The organism is Chitinophagales bacterium (genome assembly GCA_041392475.1).
GTDB lineage: Bacteria > Bacteroidota > Bacteroidia > Chitinophagales > UBA2359 > JAUHXA01.
Genome location: JAWKLZ010000001.1, coordinates 1,337,771 through 1,354,408, shown reverse-complemented (window position 1 = coordinate 1,354,408; position 16,638 = coordinate 1,337,771). Strand labels below are relative to the sequence as shown.

The following is a 16,638-nucleotide window of genomic DNA, read 5'->3' as shown; positions in this document are numbered from 1 at the left end:
TCTTCCTTGCCTCATTACCGAATCAGCGTAAAATTCCCTTGTATCAATTCCTGCGTACCATCCTCAAAAACAACAATTGCCGTATAGACATAAGTGCCAATCGGTTGATCTTGTCCTTTGAAGCGACCGTCCCAAGCCATTGAAGCGTCAGTAGCGGCAAAAACCTGTTTTCCCCAACGGTTGAATATCTGCCATTCCACACTTTTGATTTGATAGCCAAAAATGCGAAAAACATCGTTGAAGCCATCCCTATTCGGAGAAAAAGCGTTGGGTACAATCACCTTAGGGCTTGTAGGAGGCTCTACTTCAATGGGGTTTTCTGTATCTTCTTCTTCCACCTCAATCTGCACCGAAGTTTGGGCAGCACATCCATTTTCATCCGTCACCAACAATTCGTAAACCGTCAGTGTATCAGGGCTGACCACAATACTCGCACAGTTTGGGCAGTCAAAGTTTTCGCCATCCGACATCCACACATAATCAAACACCGTAGAAACATCGGACACAATTTGACTCGTCAATTCAATCGAATCACCCTTTTCAATCCTTGTATCGGGAAGGGTGAATACCTCCAAATCATAGACCTCCACATTGCCGCTTACAAAAGTGTGGCAACCATTCACATCTTCAATGTTCAATTCAACCAATTGATTTCCCGATGTTTGCCAGGTGATAGCATACACAAAATTGCCCAAATCTTCGAGCGAAGCACTGTTTTGTTCATACAGCCAATCCAACACTGCAATGTTGTCCAAAGCACCCGAAAGGGTCAATAAAACGGCATCTCCCTTGCAAGAAACAAGCGGAATGGATAGGTCAAAGGCCTGTGGTTCAAATACTTCAACGGTTTCTTGTGTGCCGTATGAGCAGTCGTTTTCGTCCGTCCAATCGTACAAAATGGTGTAAGTGCCTGCGGATAAACTGCTCGGCTGAAATTCATTGCCCACCACTCCTTCACCACTAAAAACACCCCCCGTTGGCGTTGCAGTCAAGTCCACATTTTCAGCGTCTTGACAATATCCCACAGCCAGATTTTCGATAGAAGGGCTAATATCGGGACAGTCTTTAGCCACACAAATTTGACCAGCCGTTTCGCTATTACCGCAAGGGTCGCCGCCCAAAGCGGTAATGAAAACTTCCACTTCATCCAAAGTATTGAGGTTGTCAACACCAAAACTTAGGTTGAAAGTCGTATCTATTGAAGTTTGCACAGTATTGACAAAAACCTGAATTTCATATCCTTCAGATTCTTCAATGTCATTCCATTCAAACCGCACAGATTGCAGCGTGACTTCCGCACATATAATTTGAGGCGTTTGAAGTGGGCGAATCACTTCAACGGTTTGCTGCAACATTTCTGAACGACAGCCATTTTCCTCAACGGTTAAGCCTACTGTTTGTGTGCCAACATCATTCCATTCAATAGTATGTGGGCCCACACCTTCAAAAGTAGGAGAGAAGCCACTTCCAAAATCCCATTCAAAACTGGCATTTGCGCCCGCAGTTCCTTCATAAATAGTCGAAACCTGATTGTCTTCCTCCAAACAAACTTCCGTTGCTGATAAACTGAAATTTGCAGTCGGAATGGCATGAATGACAATCGTTTGGTCAATCGCATAGCTGCAATTATCTGTTTCATAGACATACTCCAAAAGGTATTCATCGGCAGTCAAATTGGTGGGTTCAATGGCAGTAATGGGCGCACCATCCAAATAAAACAAGCCATTTGGAGGATTTGCCGCTACATTGAAGGAGGCATCCCCCACACAAAACTCGGTTTGAAGGTCGACAAAACTCAATTCGACTATCGGACATTCTTGCGCCACACAATTCGCTGTTCTCATTTCGCTGTTGCCACAAACGCCATTGTTCACAATAATGACTTCAATCACTACTTCATCGTTCGATTCTAAATTGCTGACAAATAATTGAGTATCGTTGCTGTTGAAGCTGTCTTGCAACACATTGTTCACGTAGTAGCTGATTTGGTAATTCACCAAACCGCCCAAGGTTCCCCATTCAAATGTGACCGAATTGGTAGAAACTTCCACACAAGTCACTTCAGGAGGGCTGAGTGCTTCAACAATGTTGACGGATTGAGTATAAGGCATGGCATTGCAGCCGTTTTCGCTGACATTCAATGAGATGTTGAAGTTGCCACTATTGCCGTTCCAATCCACAACATGAGGCCCAATTCCATTTGAAGGAACTGCATTGCCGCCGTCAAAATCCCATTCAAAATTTGCAGCAGTAGAGGCATTGCCTGTGTAGGTAACTACAATGCTGCCACCCTCTGCACAAATTTCGGATGCGCTCAATTCAAACAAAGCATTGGGCAAATTGTAAACCTCCACGTTTTGACTTGTACTGTATTCACAGTCGGTTGCAGTATCGGTGTAGGTGTAAAAAATGGTACTGTTGCCTGTTGCTCCAACTTGGTTCGGAAAGAATTGATTGCCAACTACTCCTACACCGCTAAACGTTCCGCCAAAGGGTTCGCCCACCAAATTGACGGGTGAAGCATCCCTGCAATATGCGGCATCTAATCCGTTGATTGTCAAATTGACAAGCGGACAATTGATTGCTTTGCAGTCTGCAAAAGCCCATTCGCTGTCACCGCAAGGCACTTCGCCCAATGCCCTCACTTCAATGTGTACATCATCATCTGGGCTTAAATTATTGACAATCAAATCAGAATTGGAGCGAATGATGGTTGTAGCTGCGCCATTGTTGACGGTGTAAATGATTTCAAAGTTGTTGACATTTGCCATGTCTTCCCAATCAAAATGCACAAAGTTGGTACCACTTTCGATGCAATTGACGATAGGTGGTTCTAAGGCTGGCGAAGTGGTGATATCTTGTTGAAATTCTATTGAAGGGCATCCATTTTCGATGACTTGCAAGCGAATGGTTTTGTTACCAGAAGTATTCCACCGTACTTGGTGAGGGCCTCTGCCTGTGCCAGGATTGGCGATTCCTCCATCGAAGTCCCAATTGAACAAAGCAGTCGTGGAGTTTTGTACAGTGCCATTGAAGGTGACAACGATAAAATCTGTTTCATCGGCACAAACAAGCGATTTGCTCACATTGAATTTTGCAATAGGTTTTGGATAAATAGCAGTTGTGATGCGAACACTGTCTTTGCAGCCTTCTGAGGTTTCGCCGATAACCCAGTAATAATCAATGCCTTCAACAATTGGGCTTTGCAGCAGTTCACCCACAGTGCCGTTGTTGTCATTGAAGTAAGAGAGGTTTAAATCGTTGCCATTGTTGTCGATTATTTCAAGCGTTGTCAGGTCAAAAGGTGGCGCACATGCAAAAATTGAAGGGAGAGAACTGGGTAAGTCTGGCTGAGAATGGTATTCTATGTAGGTGCCAATTGGAGCAGATGAGCATCCATTTACAGTAGCAATCAACTCATAAAAGCCTCCTTCAACGGCATTTTCTACAATGGGGTTTTGTGCTTGTGAGGTAAAATTGGGGCCTTTCCATTGGTATTCGATAGTCTCGCCATTGGCTTCAATATTGGCCTGCAATGTGATATCTTCACCAATACAAACTGGACTACTGTTGCTGACTTCAATGTTGGGTAATTGTTGAACAGTGATAACTGTGCTTACTGTATCTGACCAACACGTTCCTCCTCTTACTACCAAAGTATAAGGAGTGTTGTCTATTGGATTGTCAATAATTAGTGTCTTATTTATTCCGACCAAGCCTTCGGGGCTATTCCAGTAATATTCGAGGTTGGATCCATTGCCGCTGGCATTGACCTCAGCAGAAAGGGTAATAGGAGCATTTTCACAACTAGGGCCATCGTTAATGATTGTGGCTATTGGAGTGGGTAGTGCAAACAATTCAAGGCTTTTGGGCGGAGAAACACAGCCGTCAACGGTTACAATGAGGCTGAATGTATTGGCTTGTCCTACTTCGGATATCACCACTTTTGGATTTTGTTCGGTGGTGGAGAACCCATTGGGTCCTGTCCACAAATAACTGATGTCCAATCCCGCTGAAAATGTAGCACCAAACAATTGTACGGTATCGCCCAAACAGGCTACGGTTAGATTGCTGGAAACGGCAGCATTGGGAAGAGGTGGGGCGAAAATGGCAAACTGTTTTTTGATGATACAACCCGTAGCATCGCCAATGGTGACATTGTAAATGCCTGCTGCCAAATTGTTTACTGTTGGATCATTTTGGTTGGGGTCGGGACTCCATTGATAGGTGTAGGGAGGTACGCCATTGCTGGTGAAAACGGTGGCACTGCCATTGGTTTCACCACAATCTGCATCCTCTGTTTGTACTTCAATGCTCAAATCGCCCAATTTCACAGTGACTGATTGTGCATCTATACATCCATAATAATCTACCATGATCCAGTAAATCCCACTTTTGGTGACTATGGAATCGGTGGCAGAACTAGGTGCTAAGTCTGGACTGATGAAATATTGCCGATTGGCTTCGCTTAGGTCTAAGCCGTTTACATCTACCAAATGCAAGTCTGCCAAATTGAAGCTATTGGAGCAGATGGCTTGTTCGGGAATGTTGGCCAATTCGGGAACGGGAAAAATGTTGAGGGTGATGGCAGTGGGTTCGCCCGTACAAATATTATTGGTCTCTGTAGCCCAATAATGGTGTGTGCCTGCTATGTTTCCATTGATAAGAGGTTGATAATAAATGCCTTCATGCAGTGGGGTAAGCGTTGGATTCAATGCAGGATTGGCATTGTACCAACTGAACTCACCTGCAGAAAGGGTAGATATTTCGAGTCTGTTGATCTCATCTCCTACGCAGTAGTTCAAAAGTGTATCTGTTGTTGGAGGTTCGGGTACGCTAAAAATTTGTACCGTAACATTGTCTCTTGCTACGCAGTCGCCATCTCTCACTGTGAGGGTGTAAACAACAAAGCGGTTGAAGTCTTGTCGAATGCTGTCTGCTACTACAATGGGATTGGGCGAAAATGGATTGTTCAGAAAACCAACGGCTTCGGGCGGGTCGGCTTGCCATTCATAAGAGGGAATACTGTCGTTGTTTTCAAATAGCCCCTGCAATTGTATGTTGGGGCCAGTGCTGCAAATAATGGTTTCTCCAATGGCTTCGGCGTGGGCAATCAAATCACAGTTGAGCAGACTGCAATCGAGGATAACATCTGGTCCCCAAGTGAGTTCAAATCCGTCAAAACTTTCATTGAAGTTGTCTATCAATAAATAGTAGGTTTCGCCTGGCAAAACGGACAAAGCTGCAACAAAGCCGTCGCAGGTAGGACAGGCTGCTCCTTCCGAAAAATCTGTTGCGCCATATCCAAGCCCTGTTTCGGGGCAAAAATGGCAGTTGTCATCGGCATAAGAACAGCGTACAGGATCGCCTAAGTCGTTGCAATTGAGGTTGGGGCCATAAATAGCAAAATCATAGTCTTCATCAGCTCCTGCTTCTGGAGTGAGTACAAATTCTAACATACCCCCATCGGTAGGATGATCGCCTACTCTTATCTTGTACCATGCTGATTGGTGTTCGCTTCCTGTTAGGCAGCCTTTGTGGTTGCTGATACTCGCAAAATCGTCATTTCCTGGCCCAAAACTATTGAAGTTCAGAATTCCATTGTCACATACGGGAATGGCTCTTAGGCAGTCATTTGGGGCTGGAGGTGGGCAATCTGTGGAAGTTGTCCAAGTAAGTTCCCATCCTTCGGCAGTACTGAGGTCGTTGGAAATGAAACGAATAATGGTGCAACTATTGTAAACTACAAAAGTTTTTGGATTGGCACTTTTGGTTAGACTTGCTACAATGTTTGTCCCATCAATAATTTGTAGTACATCTCCCAGCTTCATATCAAAGCTGACAAAGTCTATTAGGATACATTCTGTGAAATCCGTGGGGCATATTGTAAAGTCGTAATATTCACCGTTCCCATAATTATCCGTAGAACCTCCTGAATCGAAAAGCGTTCCTGAGTTATCGGTTACAGTTGTTTCGCTAATAATGTATGTTTGCCCCCAAATAGTTGAAAACATTGAGCTAATAAATAATAGTATTAGAAAGAGTAGGTATTTTTTCATATCGTGGATTTTATATCCAAATTGGTGTCTGTCATCAAAGCTGTTTTTAGAATAGAGTTTGTTTATGAAGATTTTGAGGTTTCTGGCGAAAAGGGCTTCATAAAGATACTAAAAGTAAAGGAAAATATAATCAGAGGACGATACAAGAGGAAGGGTTTGGTTGTCTAAATTGCATAATTCTGCTTCAATACTTTGTTTGGATATAATTTGTAGAAAGGATAATTTTTTTTGTAATCTTGAAGATAGGGTGGAAATCCGTGGACAAGTTTAAAAATTATGAACGATAAACGCTTATTGTATTAGTAATTTGCATCAATTTGTATATATTCATTTGATAATGAAATAATAATACTTAAAAATAAAATACTATAATTAAATTAACTGTACTTTACCCTCAACCAACAAATGTAGAAGAATTTGAAGCAGCATATACCAAACTTTTGTCACTGCTTCATGAAAAAACAGGAATTCCAGAAACTGTCAAGCCTTAAAACGTCACCAAATTTTTAACGAGTTCTGCTGGTATTCCTTCATTTTACCAAGTGTTTACCATACCTTTTGAATCACCTCAGGCATTGGCTGAAGCAATGGCCTCTCCAAGTATGTAGGGAGTAGTAGCTGTCGATGCCAACCGAATTTCTACAGTAGGAAGTCCTATTATTTTGGTAGGAAACCGAGAGTAAACAGACTTTAGATATGCAGATAAAGCATGGACGGTTTATGTAAATTTTCATACCAAATATTCATAAGGCATTGAAAATATATATGAATCGGTGAAGTTAACTCTGTTTTTTGCCAAACAACAGAGCATCTAAGGACATACGGCCAGGCCCTGTTAAAAATAAAGCAAGATAGGTTATTCCATACAAAATGGCTTTTTCTTGCTTGGCAAACTCATCCGAAAAATGGACTGTAAAGTAAGCAACTGCCATGGTAACCATCAATGGAACCAAGGCCAATCGGGTAAACAAGCCAAACATTAGTAAAATAGAACAAATTACTTCTGCAAATACAGCCAAACCCAATGAGGCGACAACTCCCAAGCCAAATGGGTCTGCAAATTGTATTTCTTCACCTCCAAATAATTTGCCCCATTTGCCAATACCATGACCATATAGCATGGCCGCACCAAAGGTAATCCTCAATAATAATAAGCCAATGTCTATCCATTTAGTGGAAGATTCATAAGATAAGAGCTTCATAGAGATAATAATTTTGGAATGTAAATTTTATTCCTTTTATGACGATATTTCACTAAAAATTATTCCCATTCATAGCCCATGAATTAATTCATGGGCTATGAATGGGGTTTATAATCAAGCGGTTATTCTGCTTTTAAAAATAGTGTTTTATCATCAAAAAGGGAATAATAAAGAATGAAAATGAAAAAAATGCCTATTAATCAAGCTGTTCAGAATTTTAAATCAAGGAGTTAATGTTTGACCATTGCTTAAAAAACTTGGAGCATGCTATCCTTCAAAATCGCATTTTGTGCTTCTTCAAAAGAAACATCTTGATACATAAAATGCGGTTCCCATTTTCCCGAAGAGGTGTAAAAAGAAAGGTTAAACCGGTTTTCACCATAATACTCCAAACGAGCAATACCCGTATCAAAAAAATCTTTGTATCTATTTTCTCCTCCAACTTTGTATTTCTGCGTAATATAGAAGGAATTACCTCTCCATTTGCTAAATACATCAATACAATGATTGTATTCTTGAGGTTCTGGAACCGGAGTAAAATTTTTTTTCAATTGGTCTATGATAGGCTCGAACTGTTTGGAAATATTGTCTTTTTGAGCCTTTGTTGCAGTAGGAGAATACACCCAGCCCATTTGAGGTTTTTGTTTGGCCATTTTTTGTGAATTTTGAAGTTATTGTACAATGAAAATGTTTTTACACTACATTTTGTTTTCAATTTTCTGCTAAAAGATAAAATTATAGTACAAACCAAATTAATTAATTGGCTTTTAATTAATTAAAAGTCAATGCATTATGTTTTTTGATTGCTTGATATCCAAATTTACTATAAATACAGGTTTTAAAAAAAATAGAATTAAACTCCAGCATAAGAGGAGAAACTAATAATTGTGAAATTTATCTTTATAAAGTTTTGATTTTCAAAATATATGTATATTAAAGTTAACCTTCAAAAGCCTCTTTCCATCAAAACTTCACTGAATCAAAAAATATTTTCATTTAGCATACTTTGCTTGCAACTAAACAAAGATTTCCTTCGTTTATGAGATAATGCAAAATAGTGAATTTACAAAATAGTGAATTGTTTAATTTTAACATTTAATTAAATTAAAATCAATGATTTTTGAAATGAAAAAAAACATCCTGTATTTCTTTTTTTTCGTCTTCTTTTTATCTTCTTGTTGCCCTAGCGGAAAAGACAATGAGTACAAAAAAGTGGCTACTGCATTACAACAAAGTGTACCTTATGCCTCAGGTCAGACAGTAAAATTTGTAGGTTCGGATGGCAACAGTTACTCTTTGAATGTGAAGCGAACATTGGAGGAAACACACAGTGACTTCAATAAGTGTTCTGGACAAACTTTGGAGTTTTTTAATGTGGAGTTGAAAAACAGTGAAGCTACACCTCTTATGAGATTTGGAACCAACTATACTACTGATGAACAGATGACTATTGAACTGCTTACAAAGCAATTCCAAGGGGGAGCGCAATACTACCTCTTTCAATACTTTGTGAATGAAGACGGTAGTTTTCAGTGCGGTGAAAAATTCAACTTCATCTATACTTGCCATGAGTCCATAGAGATTGCAGGTAAAACGTACTTTGATGTCTTGGAAATCAATCAAAAAGAACTCGACCCAAATGGTGAAAACAACGTCCTTCGTTTGTTTTATTCTCAAAACAAAGGAGTTATTCAGTACGAATTTGAGAATGGAGTAATTTATTCTATGACAGAAAGCTAAATTCTCCAAACCCAAATTTGGAAAGTCTAAGCCCCAAAAATGCCGTAAGCGAACTAAGTTTGCGGCATTTTTTATATCGTTTATTCTCTATTTTTTGAATCTATCCAAATCGTTACAGGGCCATCATTTACCAGACCTACTTCCATCATTGCGCCAAACTCTCCTGTTCCAACCTGTGCGGTGAAATAGCTTTGAAGATTCGCCACAAACTTTTCATATAGCGGAATGGCGGTATCAGGTCTTGCAGCTTTGATAAAAGAAGGGCGATTGCCTTTCTTGGTACTGGCGTGAAGGGTGAATTGACTGACTACCAATGCTTCCCCTTCAATGTCTTTGACCGACAAATTCATTTTTCCTGCTTCGTCTTCAAAAATCCGCAGATTAGCTATTTTTCTACAAAGCCAATCAATATCTTCTTCGTTGTCTGCTTCTTCAATGCCCAGCAAAATCAGCAGTCCTTGTCCAATCTTTGATTTGACTTTACCTTCAATGGTGACAGATGCCTGAGAGACTTTTTGTATGAGAACTCGCATTTTTTCTTTCTTAGTTGTGTTTGTGTGTTGCTTGTACTATTACCTTTTAAGGAATAATAATTAATGTTTCGCTTACGCATCAAATCAGTTTACTGGAATAAAATTATCGCAGATTGTTCTGATATTTGGACAGATTATTCTGAAATAACAGCTTTGTAGTACAATTTTTCTGCTTCTAATGATGATGAACGACACTCTAATTTTTATGTCATTGATGCAATATTCAATTCTTAAAGATAACCTATTATAATGTATTTTCAAATTTTCTTTATTCTTCGAGTAACAGGATAGTACGAATATAATAAACTCTAATTTTTTCTTCAAAACTTTAGAAAAACCTTGCCTCCCAAAATAATTCCAACGCTTATAAAATCTCTTTCTTTTGAAGTGACTATTTCACTATTGAAGCGAAAAAGCGTTTGAACAAAACAATTTTGACCCGAATTGGACATTGTACATAAGACATAAGAAGTAAATGTTTGGTTATGAGCAAAACGCATTTTTAATTCAATTTCTCTTAATCTCTTTGCTGTCAAAGATTTAAAACTTTTTTTTCTTATGTCTTTAATATTTCGTCCAAAGTCTAAACCCGAATGATGCTACTATTTTTTGGGATGGTGTCCATAAGGGCAAGGAAATGGGGGTTGAAGTATATGTGTTTTATCCTTTGGTAGAGTTTGGTAGAATTTGACTTTACCCGAAGTTGTGTTATTTTTACAAGTGGTGAATTGCCTCAAAAAATTTCATGAAAGAATAAAAGCATATAATGAAGAAAAAATACCAGATTGCAGTTGTGCAATTGAACCTAAATGACACCCCAAAAAACAATTTAACAAAATGCACTGCTTGGGTAAAAAAAGCAGCAAAACAAGGGGCAGAAGTGATTTGTTTGCCAGAATTATATAGCAGTCATTATTTTTGTCAAAGCGAAGATGTGGATAATTTTGCATTGGCAGAACCTTTGTATAGCACTTCTTTTACGGCATTTAGCCAACTCGCTAAGGAATTAAAAGTGGTCATCATTGTTCCATTTTTTGAAAAAAGAATGCAGGGTATTTACCACAATAGTGCCTACATCATAGATGTGGACGGAACGGAAGCGGGACTCTATCGAAAAATGCACATTCCTGACGATCCTTATTATTATGAAAAATTTTATTTCACCCCAGGCGATTTGGGCTTCAAAACCATTCGCACCCAAAAAGGAAAAATAGGAACGCTCATCTGTTGGGACCAATGGTATCCTGAGGCAGCTCGATTGACTGCTTTGCAGGGGGCAGAAGTGTTGTTTTATCCTACTGCAATTGGTTGGCATCCTGCTGAAAAAGAAGAATATGGGGTGAATCAATATGGCGCATGGATGAATGTGATGAAAGGTCATGCGGTCGCCAATGGCATCTATGTTGCGGCTGCTAATCGAATTGGTTTGGAGCAATATTTACCCAATACCGATGGGATTCAGTTTTGGGGAGCATCCTTTATTGCAGGCCCGCAAGGAGAAATATTGGCGCAAGCATCGCACAACGAAGAAGAGATTTTGATGGCAGAAGTAGATTTGGATTTGCAAGAAAATGTTAGGCAAAATTGGCCTTTTTTTAGAGATAGGAGAATTGATGCTTATGGCGAAATCACCAAAAGAGCGATAGATTAATACTATTTTGTATAGAAAAAATACTAAGGCAAATTCAAATTAATAACTCAAATGCAAATTCAATTAACTCATTATTAGAGAACAAATTGAAGCGCAAAAATGACTAATTTGATATTTGAGTTTGCCTAATTACAAACTTAAATTCAAAAACCCACTGGTTTAGATTGTTTCTAAATCAAATTGATTTGACTTATTTTTTTTCACTAATATGAGCCAAATAAAAAGAAGATTTCCCGCTGAGTGGGAAAAGCAAAAAGGGATTTTGTTGTGTTTTCCGCACAATGGAAATGATTGGCCTGGTAAGTATCAAGCTATTCAATGGGCATTCGTGGAGTTTATCAAAAAAGTGGCGCAGTTTGAAAAAGTGTTCCTTGTGGTGGCAAACGAGGCCTTGCAAAATAGAGTAGGGGCTATGCTCGAACGGGCGCATGTGGACACCAAACAGGTACAGTATATTTTGCAAAAAACCAATCGGAGTTGGATGCGAGATTCGGGGCCTATTATTGTAGAAACTGGACAGCAAACACAAGAAGCGATTAACTTCAATTTTAATGGTTGGGCAAAATATGCTAATCATCAATTGGATAGAAAGGTTCCTGCTGCGGTTGCTGATTTTTTAAATATTCCGATGACCGTTGCTGCTTACCGAGGAAAGGCAGTGGTATTGGAGGGAGGCGCAATAGATGTCAACGGAAAGGGAACTTTGTTGACTTCTGAGGAGTGTTTGTTGCATCCTTCGATTCAGGTACGCAACCCAGGATTTACCAAAGCTGATTACGAAGCAGTCTTTGCCGAATACTTGGGCGTGACGAATGTGATTTGGTTGGGAAATGGAATACAAGGAGATGATACACATGGACATATTGATGATTTGTGTCGGTTTGTCAATGCCGATACGATTGTCACCGTAGTAGAATCGAATCGAGAAGATGCCAACTATCAACCGCTACAAGACAACCTCAAACGCTTGCAATCTTCACAACTTGAAGACGGGAAATCTCCCAATATTGTAGAATTGCCGATGCCGCAAAAATTGATGTTTGAAGATATTCGCATCCCACCGAGTTATGCTAATTTTTTGATTATCAATGGAGCCGTTTTAGTTCCTACTTTCAATGACCCGAATGACCGAATTGCACTCAATATTTTGGCAGATTGTTTTCCTGATCGACAAATCATTGGTATCAATTCTATTGATTTGATTTGGGGATTTGGAACGCTGCATTGTTTGAGTCAACAGGTAGTCAGCAAACTGAAGGTGGTATAGCTCCTAATCCAAGAACGTAAAATAAGTCATATTCCTTTCTGGTTATTATATCTATGAATATTTGTGTTACTCGAATATCTACCGTTTTTAATGATATTTTTGCAGGCACAATGAAGGCAAATAATGCTATTTTCCTACCTAATTTGTCGTAGCATTTTTCATCAGAGATTAAATTCAATATATTTGACTGAATAATGATTATTTATATAAATATGCGGATTCTTGAAATGTTTCTCAAACGGTTTCTGCGATTTTTTATATATTATTTTAATAGTAACTATTTCTTTATACACACTAACGTAAATACCTATAAACATACGAATACAACTAATAGTATAAAAACCTAAACGCAACACAAATAATGGAACAAAACGGTATATGGCACGAAGAATGGCAGATTCCTTCTTTTATGATTGGCAACAATTCAGAAGCAAACATCACTTCAATCTGCAATATTCTCCAAAATGCGGCAGGTCTTCATGCTTTGCATCGAGGCTTAGGATTTGATGATATGCAGCAAATGGGGCATGTATGGCTGATGAATCGTTTGAAGGTGAAAATGAACAATTTCCCCGTTTGGGCTGAAAAAATCCAACTCCAAACTTGGGTTAGTTCGATGCGAGGGCCTTTTTCGGACAGGCATTTTGATTTTCAAAACCAACAAGGCGAATCCATAGGCTCGGCTTCTACCTTTTGGGTAGCTGTCAATATCGAAAATCGAAGACCTGCAAGAATTGTGAGCAACCAACTGCCTATCATTGCAGATAAGTTGCCTGATTGCGGAGCTTCCAATAAATTGCCTTCCATAACCGAATTTGACCAAAGTTCAACTTATCAAGTACAATATAGTGATTTGGATATGGTCGGGCATGTGAACAATACAAAATACGTGGAATGGATGATCAATCAATTGGTTAATATGGAAGGTGATTTCCGACCTTTGCAGCTGGAAATGAACTTTTTGAATGAGACTCTTTTTGGAGAAAAAGTGCTTGTCAAAAGTAAGCAATTGGAGAAAGGATTTGCTTGTGTGATTTTGAAGGAGAAAGGCGAAACGGTGGTTTGCAGGGGGGAATTTAGCTAAAAGGAGAAATTTCTAACTGTTGTTTGACGACATTGTGTAAATTAGAGCCTTCAATAAAGACCGTCAAACAATTTCTTCATGAATCCAATTCTTATTCTTTCTCTCATTGGTGCTTATTTTACCTTGCTTTTTGTTGTGTCGTGGATAACGGGGCGTGATAGCAGCAATGAAGCCTTCTTTATCGGCAACAAACAATCTCCGTGGTATGTAGTGGCTTTTGGAATGATTGGTGCGAGTTTGTCGGGGGCGACTTTTATCTCGATACCTGGAGTCATCGGAAATTTGGAGAGCATCAATGGTGCCTTCTCTTATATGCAAGTCGTATTTGGGTACTTATTGGGTTATTTGGTCATTGCTACGGTTTTGATGCCCATTTATTACCGAATGAATCTCACCTCGATTTACACCTATCTCGAAAAACGATTTGGTTTTTGGTCTTACAAAACAGGAGCAGGGTTTTTCTTGCTTTCTCGCACCATTGGCGCTGCTTTTCGGGTCTATTTGGTGGCGATTGTTTTGCAGTTATTTGTATTTGATATTTATGGTATTCACTTTGTTTTCAATGTTCTATTCACACTTTTGCTGATTTGGGTGTACACCATGCGGGGCGGAATTCGGACGATTGTATGGACAGATATGCTGCAAACGACGTTTATGCTCTTGGCGGTCATTACCACTATTTTGTGGATTGGACAGGATTTGGGCCTGACGATTGGAGGATTGGCGAGTGCGGTTTCGGAAAGTCAATATTCTCGAATGTTCTTTTTTGACAATCCAAATGCGGGGAATTATTTCTTCAAACAGTTTTTTAGCGGTGCTTCACTCGCTATTGTAATGACGGGTTTGGACCAAGATATGATGCAGAAAAACAACAGTTGCAAAAACATTGGAGAGGCTCAAAAAAATATGTTTACTTTCAGCATTGTCTTGGTATTTGTCAATATTCTCTTCATCACTTTGGGCGCACTCTTGTACATTTATGCCAATTCTAAAGGCATCGAGCTACCCACCAAAACCGATCATGTATTCCCAACTTTGGCATTGGAGTATTTTCCTCCAATGATTGGCGTTGTATTTCTAATCGGTTTGATTGCAGCGGCTTATTCGAGTGCTGATTCTGCTTTAACTGCTTTGACCACCTCTTTTTGTGTTGACTTTTTGGATTTAGAAAAAAAAGCACAAAATCCCAATGCCAATCACAACATACTCAAACAAACCCGCTTCAAAGTACATATTGGGTTTACATTTCTGCTACTTACAGTAGTCATGGTTTTTTACTATATGCTCGAACAGGATGTAATCAGTGAGTTGTTTCGCATTGCAGGCTATACGTATGGACCACTTTTGGGCTTATATTCTTTTGGCTTGTTTGTGAAAAACCGACAAGTAGTGGATAAGTATGTCCCTTTTATTTGTGTGACTGCACCGATTGTTTGTTATGTATTGAACAGTCATTCAGAGGCATGGATGAATGGATATAAATTTGGTTTTGAATTACTTATTTTAAATGGATTGCTTACCTTTATTGGTTTGTGGTTGATTTCTAGAAAAGAATACAACACAGCGGTCTAATCAAACTATTATTTTTTTTAACACAAACAATACCAATATGATAACACATAGCAACAATACCACTCAGCAAGATAAAACATGGGCAGAACTCAAAGCAGAGTCCTCTTGGCGTATCTTCAAAATCATGGCAGAATTTGTGGATGGTTTTGAGAACATGAATCGAATCGGTCCATGTGTGTCTGTATATGGCTCGGCTCGAACGACTTCAGAACATCCGTATTACCAAAAAGCGGTGAGAGTATCTGAGTTGTTGGTGAAAGAAGGATATGGAATTATCACAGGTGGTGGCCCAGGAATCATGGAAGCGGCCAATCTTGGCGCACAAAAAGCTGGAGGAAAATCGGTAGGTTTGGAGATTACCGTTCCACACGAAACCGAACCCAATGCCTACATTGACCGAGATAGGCTTATTAAATTTAATTACTTTTTTGTGCGTAAAGTCATGTTTGTCAAGTATGCTCAAGCATTTGTGATTCTCCCTGGAGGCTTTGGAACGATGGACGAACTTTTTGAGTCTTTGACCCTTATCCAAACCAAAAAAATTGAACGCATTCCTATCATACTCATGGGTATAGACTTTTGGGGAGGACTGATAGAGTGGATAAAAGACACTGTTTTGAAGAAGCACAAAAACATTGGAGCGAAAGATTTGGATTTTTTACACCTGACAGATGATGAGGAAGATGCGGTATTGTTCATCAAGAATTTTTATGAATACGGACACGCTGCATTGAGACCGAACTTTTAGATAAAATACACAAAAGCAACACTGCAATGGACTTACATCAAAATTACCTGGAAAGCACACTCAAGCAACTGTATTACTACAAAAGCTTGGGTGAAAAAACTTTTGTACAGCTATCGGAAACAGATATTCACTGGCAATACAGTGAATACGCCAATAGTATAGCCATCATTGTCAAACACTTATGTGGTAATATGCTATCGAGATGGACGAATTTTTTGGAGGAAGATGGCGAAAAAACGTGGCGGGATAGGGATGGGGAATTTGTGAATACGATAGAGGATAAACAAGATTTACTGCAAAAATGGAACGCAGGTTGGGCATGTTTTTTAGGAGCAGTAGAGGCTTTGAATCCCAACGATTTGGAGCGAATCATTTACATCCGAAATCAAGGACACACCGCTCTCGAAGCCATCAACCGACAATTGGCACATTATGCCTATCACATTGGTCAGATTGTTTTTATCGGTACTTTATTGAAGGGAAAAGATTGGGTTAGTTTGTCCATACCTCGAAATCAATCGCAAGTATTTAATCAAGATAAATTCTCACAGGGCAAAAAACGAGGACATTTTACGGATGAATTTATCTCGAAAAAAAGAAAGTAGGATGGGGCTTACTAGAAGCCCCATTCCTACTCCAAATCACTACACTCAACTCATTTCTTTAGACGGACACTGCTAAGAAAAGTAACAGTATTTTTTGTTTTTTTAAAAAAATGTTTTTTTTCTACTGCAAAAGCAAGTGATTTTTTGAGAAGTTTAAACCAGTTTTATCGTTGAGCA

At 39.3% G+C, this 16,638-nt stretch carries 11 protein-coding genes; 7 read left to right on the top strand and 4 right to left on the bottom strand.

Translation table 11 applies throughout. From position 1 onward, the window contains the following. Positions 1 to 14: 14 nt before the first annotated feature. From R3E32_04925 to R3E32_04915, 3 genes are all read right to left on the bottom strand, one after another. Positions 15 to 6,059 (bottom strand): gliding motility-associated C-terminal domain-containing protein, encoded by a 6,045-nt coding sequence (locus tag R3E32_04925; GenBank protein MEZ4884064.1) that lies wholly within the window; start codon positions 6,057 to 6,059, stop codon positions 15 to 17. Between the two features lie 779 nt (positions 6,060 to 6,838). Beyond that, positions 6,839 to 7,261 (bottom strand): DoxX family protein, encoded by a 423-nt coding sequence (locus R3E32_04920; protein ID MEZ4884063.1) that lies wholly within the window; start codon positions 7,259 to 7,261, stop codon positions 6,839 to 6,841. 248 nt (positions 7,262 to 7,509) lie between these two features. Continuing rightward, entirely contained in the window at positions 7,510 to 7,914 is a 405-nt protein-coding gene (locus tag R3E32_04915) for a hypothetical protein (GenBank protein ID MEZ4884062.1), read from the bottom strand. A gap of 472 nt (positions 7,915 to 8,386) precedes the next feature. On the opposite strand from R3E32_04915, the gene R3E32_04910 reads away from it, so the two are divergent. Beyond that, complete coding sequence (locus tag R3E32_04910; protein MEZ4884061.1) at positions 8,387 to 9,001, top strand: hypothetical protein; 615 nt, start codon at positions 8,387 to 8,389, stop codon at positions 8,999 to 9,001. 80 nt (positions 9,002 to 9,081) lie between these two features. Here the strand turns inward: R3E32_04910 and dtd are convergent, their stop codons facing one another. After that, complete coding sequence (gene dtd / locus R3E32_04905) at positions 9,082 to 9,534, bottom strand: D-aminoacyl-tRNA deacylase (protein MEZ4884060.1); 453 nt, start codon at positions 9,532 to 9,534, stop codon at positions 9,082 to 9,084. A 766-nt stretch (positions 9,535 to 10,300) separates the two neighbouring features. Here dtd and R3E32_04900 point away from each other — a divergent pair. The 6 genes from R3E32_04900 (at position 10,301) to R3E32_04875 (ending at position 16,461) form a co-directional block, all read left to right on the top strand. Beyond that, the gene (locus R3E32_04900; protein ID MEZ4884059.1) at positions 10,301 to 11,185 is read left to right on the top strand and encodes a carbon-nitrogen hydrolase; all 885 of its coding nucleotides are present in this window, start codon (positions 10,301 to 10,303) and stop codon (positions 11,183 to 11,185) included. Between the two features lie 208 nt (positions 11,186 to 11,393). Further along, entirely contained in the window at positions 11,394 to 12,452 is a 1,059-nt protein-coding gene (locus R3E32_04895; protein MEZ4884058.1) for an agmatine deiminase family protein, read from the top strand. Positions 12,453 to 12,813: 361 nt separating this feature from the next. Beyond that, positions 12,814 to 13,536 (top strand): thioesterase, encoded by a 723-nt coding sequence (locus tag R3E32_04890; protein ID MEZ4884057.1) that lies wholly within the window; start codon positions 12,814 to 12,816, stop codon positions 13,534 to 13,536. A 78-nt stretch (positions 13,537 to 13,614) separates the two neighbouring features. Next, a complete protein-coding gene (locus tag R3E32_04885) occupies positions 13,615 to 15,108 on the top strand; it encodes a sodium:solute symporter (GenBank protein MEZ4884056.1) in 1,494 nt (497 codons plus the stop codon). 37 nt (positions 15,109 to 15,145) lie between these two features. Beyond that, on the top strand, positions 15,146 to 15,856 hold the full coding sequence (locus R3E32_04880) for a TIGR00730 family Rossman fold protein (protein MEZ4884055.1): 711 nt from the start codon (positions 15,146 to 15,148) through the stop codon (positions 15,854 to 15,856). A 26-nt stretch (positions 15,857 to 15,882) separates the two neighbouring features. Then, entirely contained in the window at positions 15,883 to 16,461 is a 579-nt protein-coding gene (locus R3E32_04875) for a DUF1572 family protein (GenBank protein ID MEZ4884054.1), read from the top strand. Positions 16,462 to 16,638 lie beyond the last annotated feature (177 nt).

Bases quoted from the DNA above. Each gene is read 5' to 3' on its own strand.
- R3E32_04910 (MEZ4884061.1), top strand. From the start codon at position 8,387: ATGAAAAAAAACATCCTGTATTTCTTTTTTTTCGTCTTCTTTTTATCT.
- R3E32_04890 (MEZ4884057.1), top strand. From the start codon at position 12,814: ATGGAACAAAACGGTATATGGCACGAAGAATGGCAGATTCCTTCTTTT.
- R3E32_04895 (MEZ4884058.1), top strand. From the start codon at position 11,394: ATGAGCCAAATAAAAAGAAGATTTCCCGCTGAGTGGGAAAAGCAAAAA.
- R3E32_04925 (MEZ4884064.1), bottom strand. From the start codon at position 6,059: ATGAAAAAATACCTACTCTTTCTAATACTATTATTTATTAGCTCAATG.
- R3E32_04875 (MEZ4884054.1), top strand. From the start codon at position 15,883: ATGGACTTACATCAAAATTACCTGGAAAGCACACTCAAGCAACTGTAT.
- R3E32_04915 (MEZ4884062.1), bottom strand. From the start codon at position 7,914: ATGGCCAAACAAAAACCTCAAATGGGCTGGGTGTATTCTCCTACTGCA.
- dtd (MEZ4884060.1), bottom strand. From the start codon at position 9,534: ATGCGAGTTCTCATACAAAAAGTCTCTCAGGCATCTGTCACCATTGAA.
- R3E32_04880 (MEZ4884055.1), top strand. From the start codon at position 15,146: ATGATAACACATAGCAACAATACCACTCAGCAAGATAAAACATGGGCA.
- R3E32_04920 (MEZ4884063.1), bottom strand. From the start codon at position 7,261: ATGAAGCTCTTATCTTATGAATCTTCCACTAAATGGATAGACATTGGC.
- R3E32_04900 (MEZ4884059.1), top strand. From the start codon at position 10,301: ATGAAGAAAAAATACCAGATTGCAGTTGTGCAATTGAACCTAAATGAC.
- R3E32_04885 (MEZ4884056.1), top strand. From the start codon at position 13,615: ATGAATCCAATTCTTATTCTTTCTCTCATTGGTGCTTATTTTACCTTG.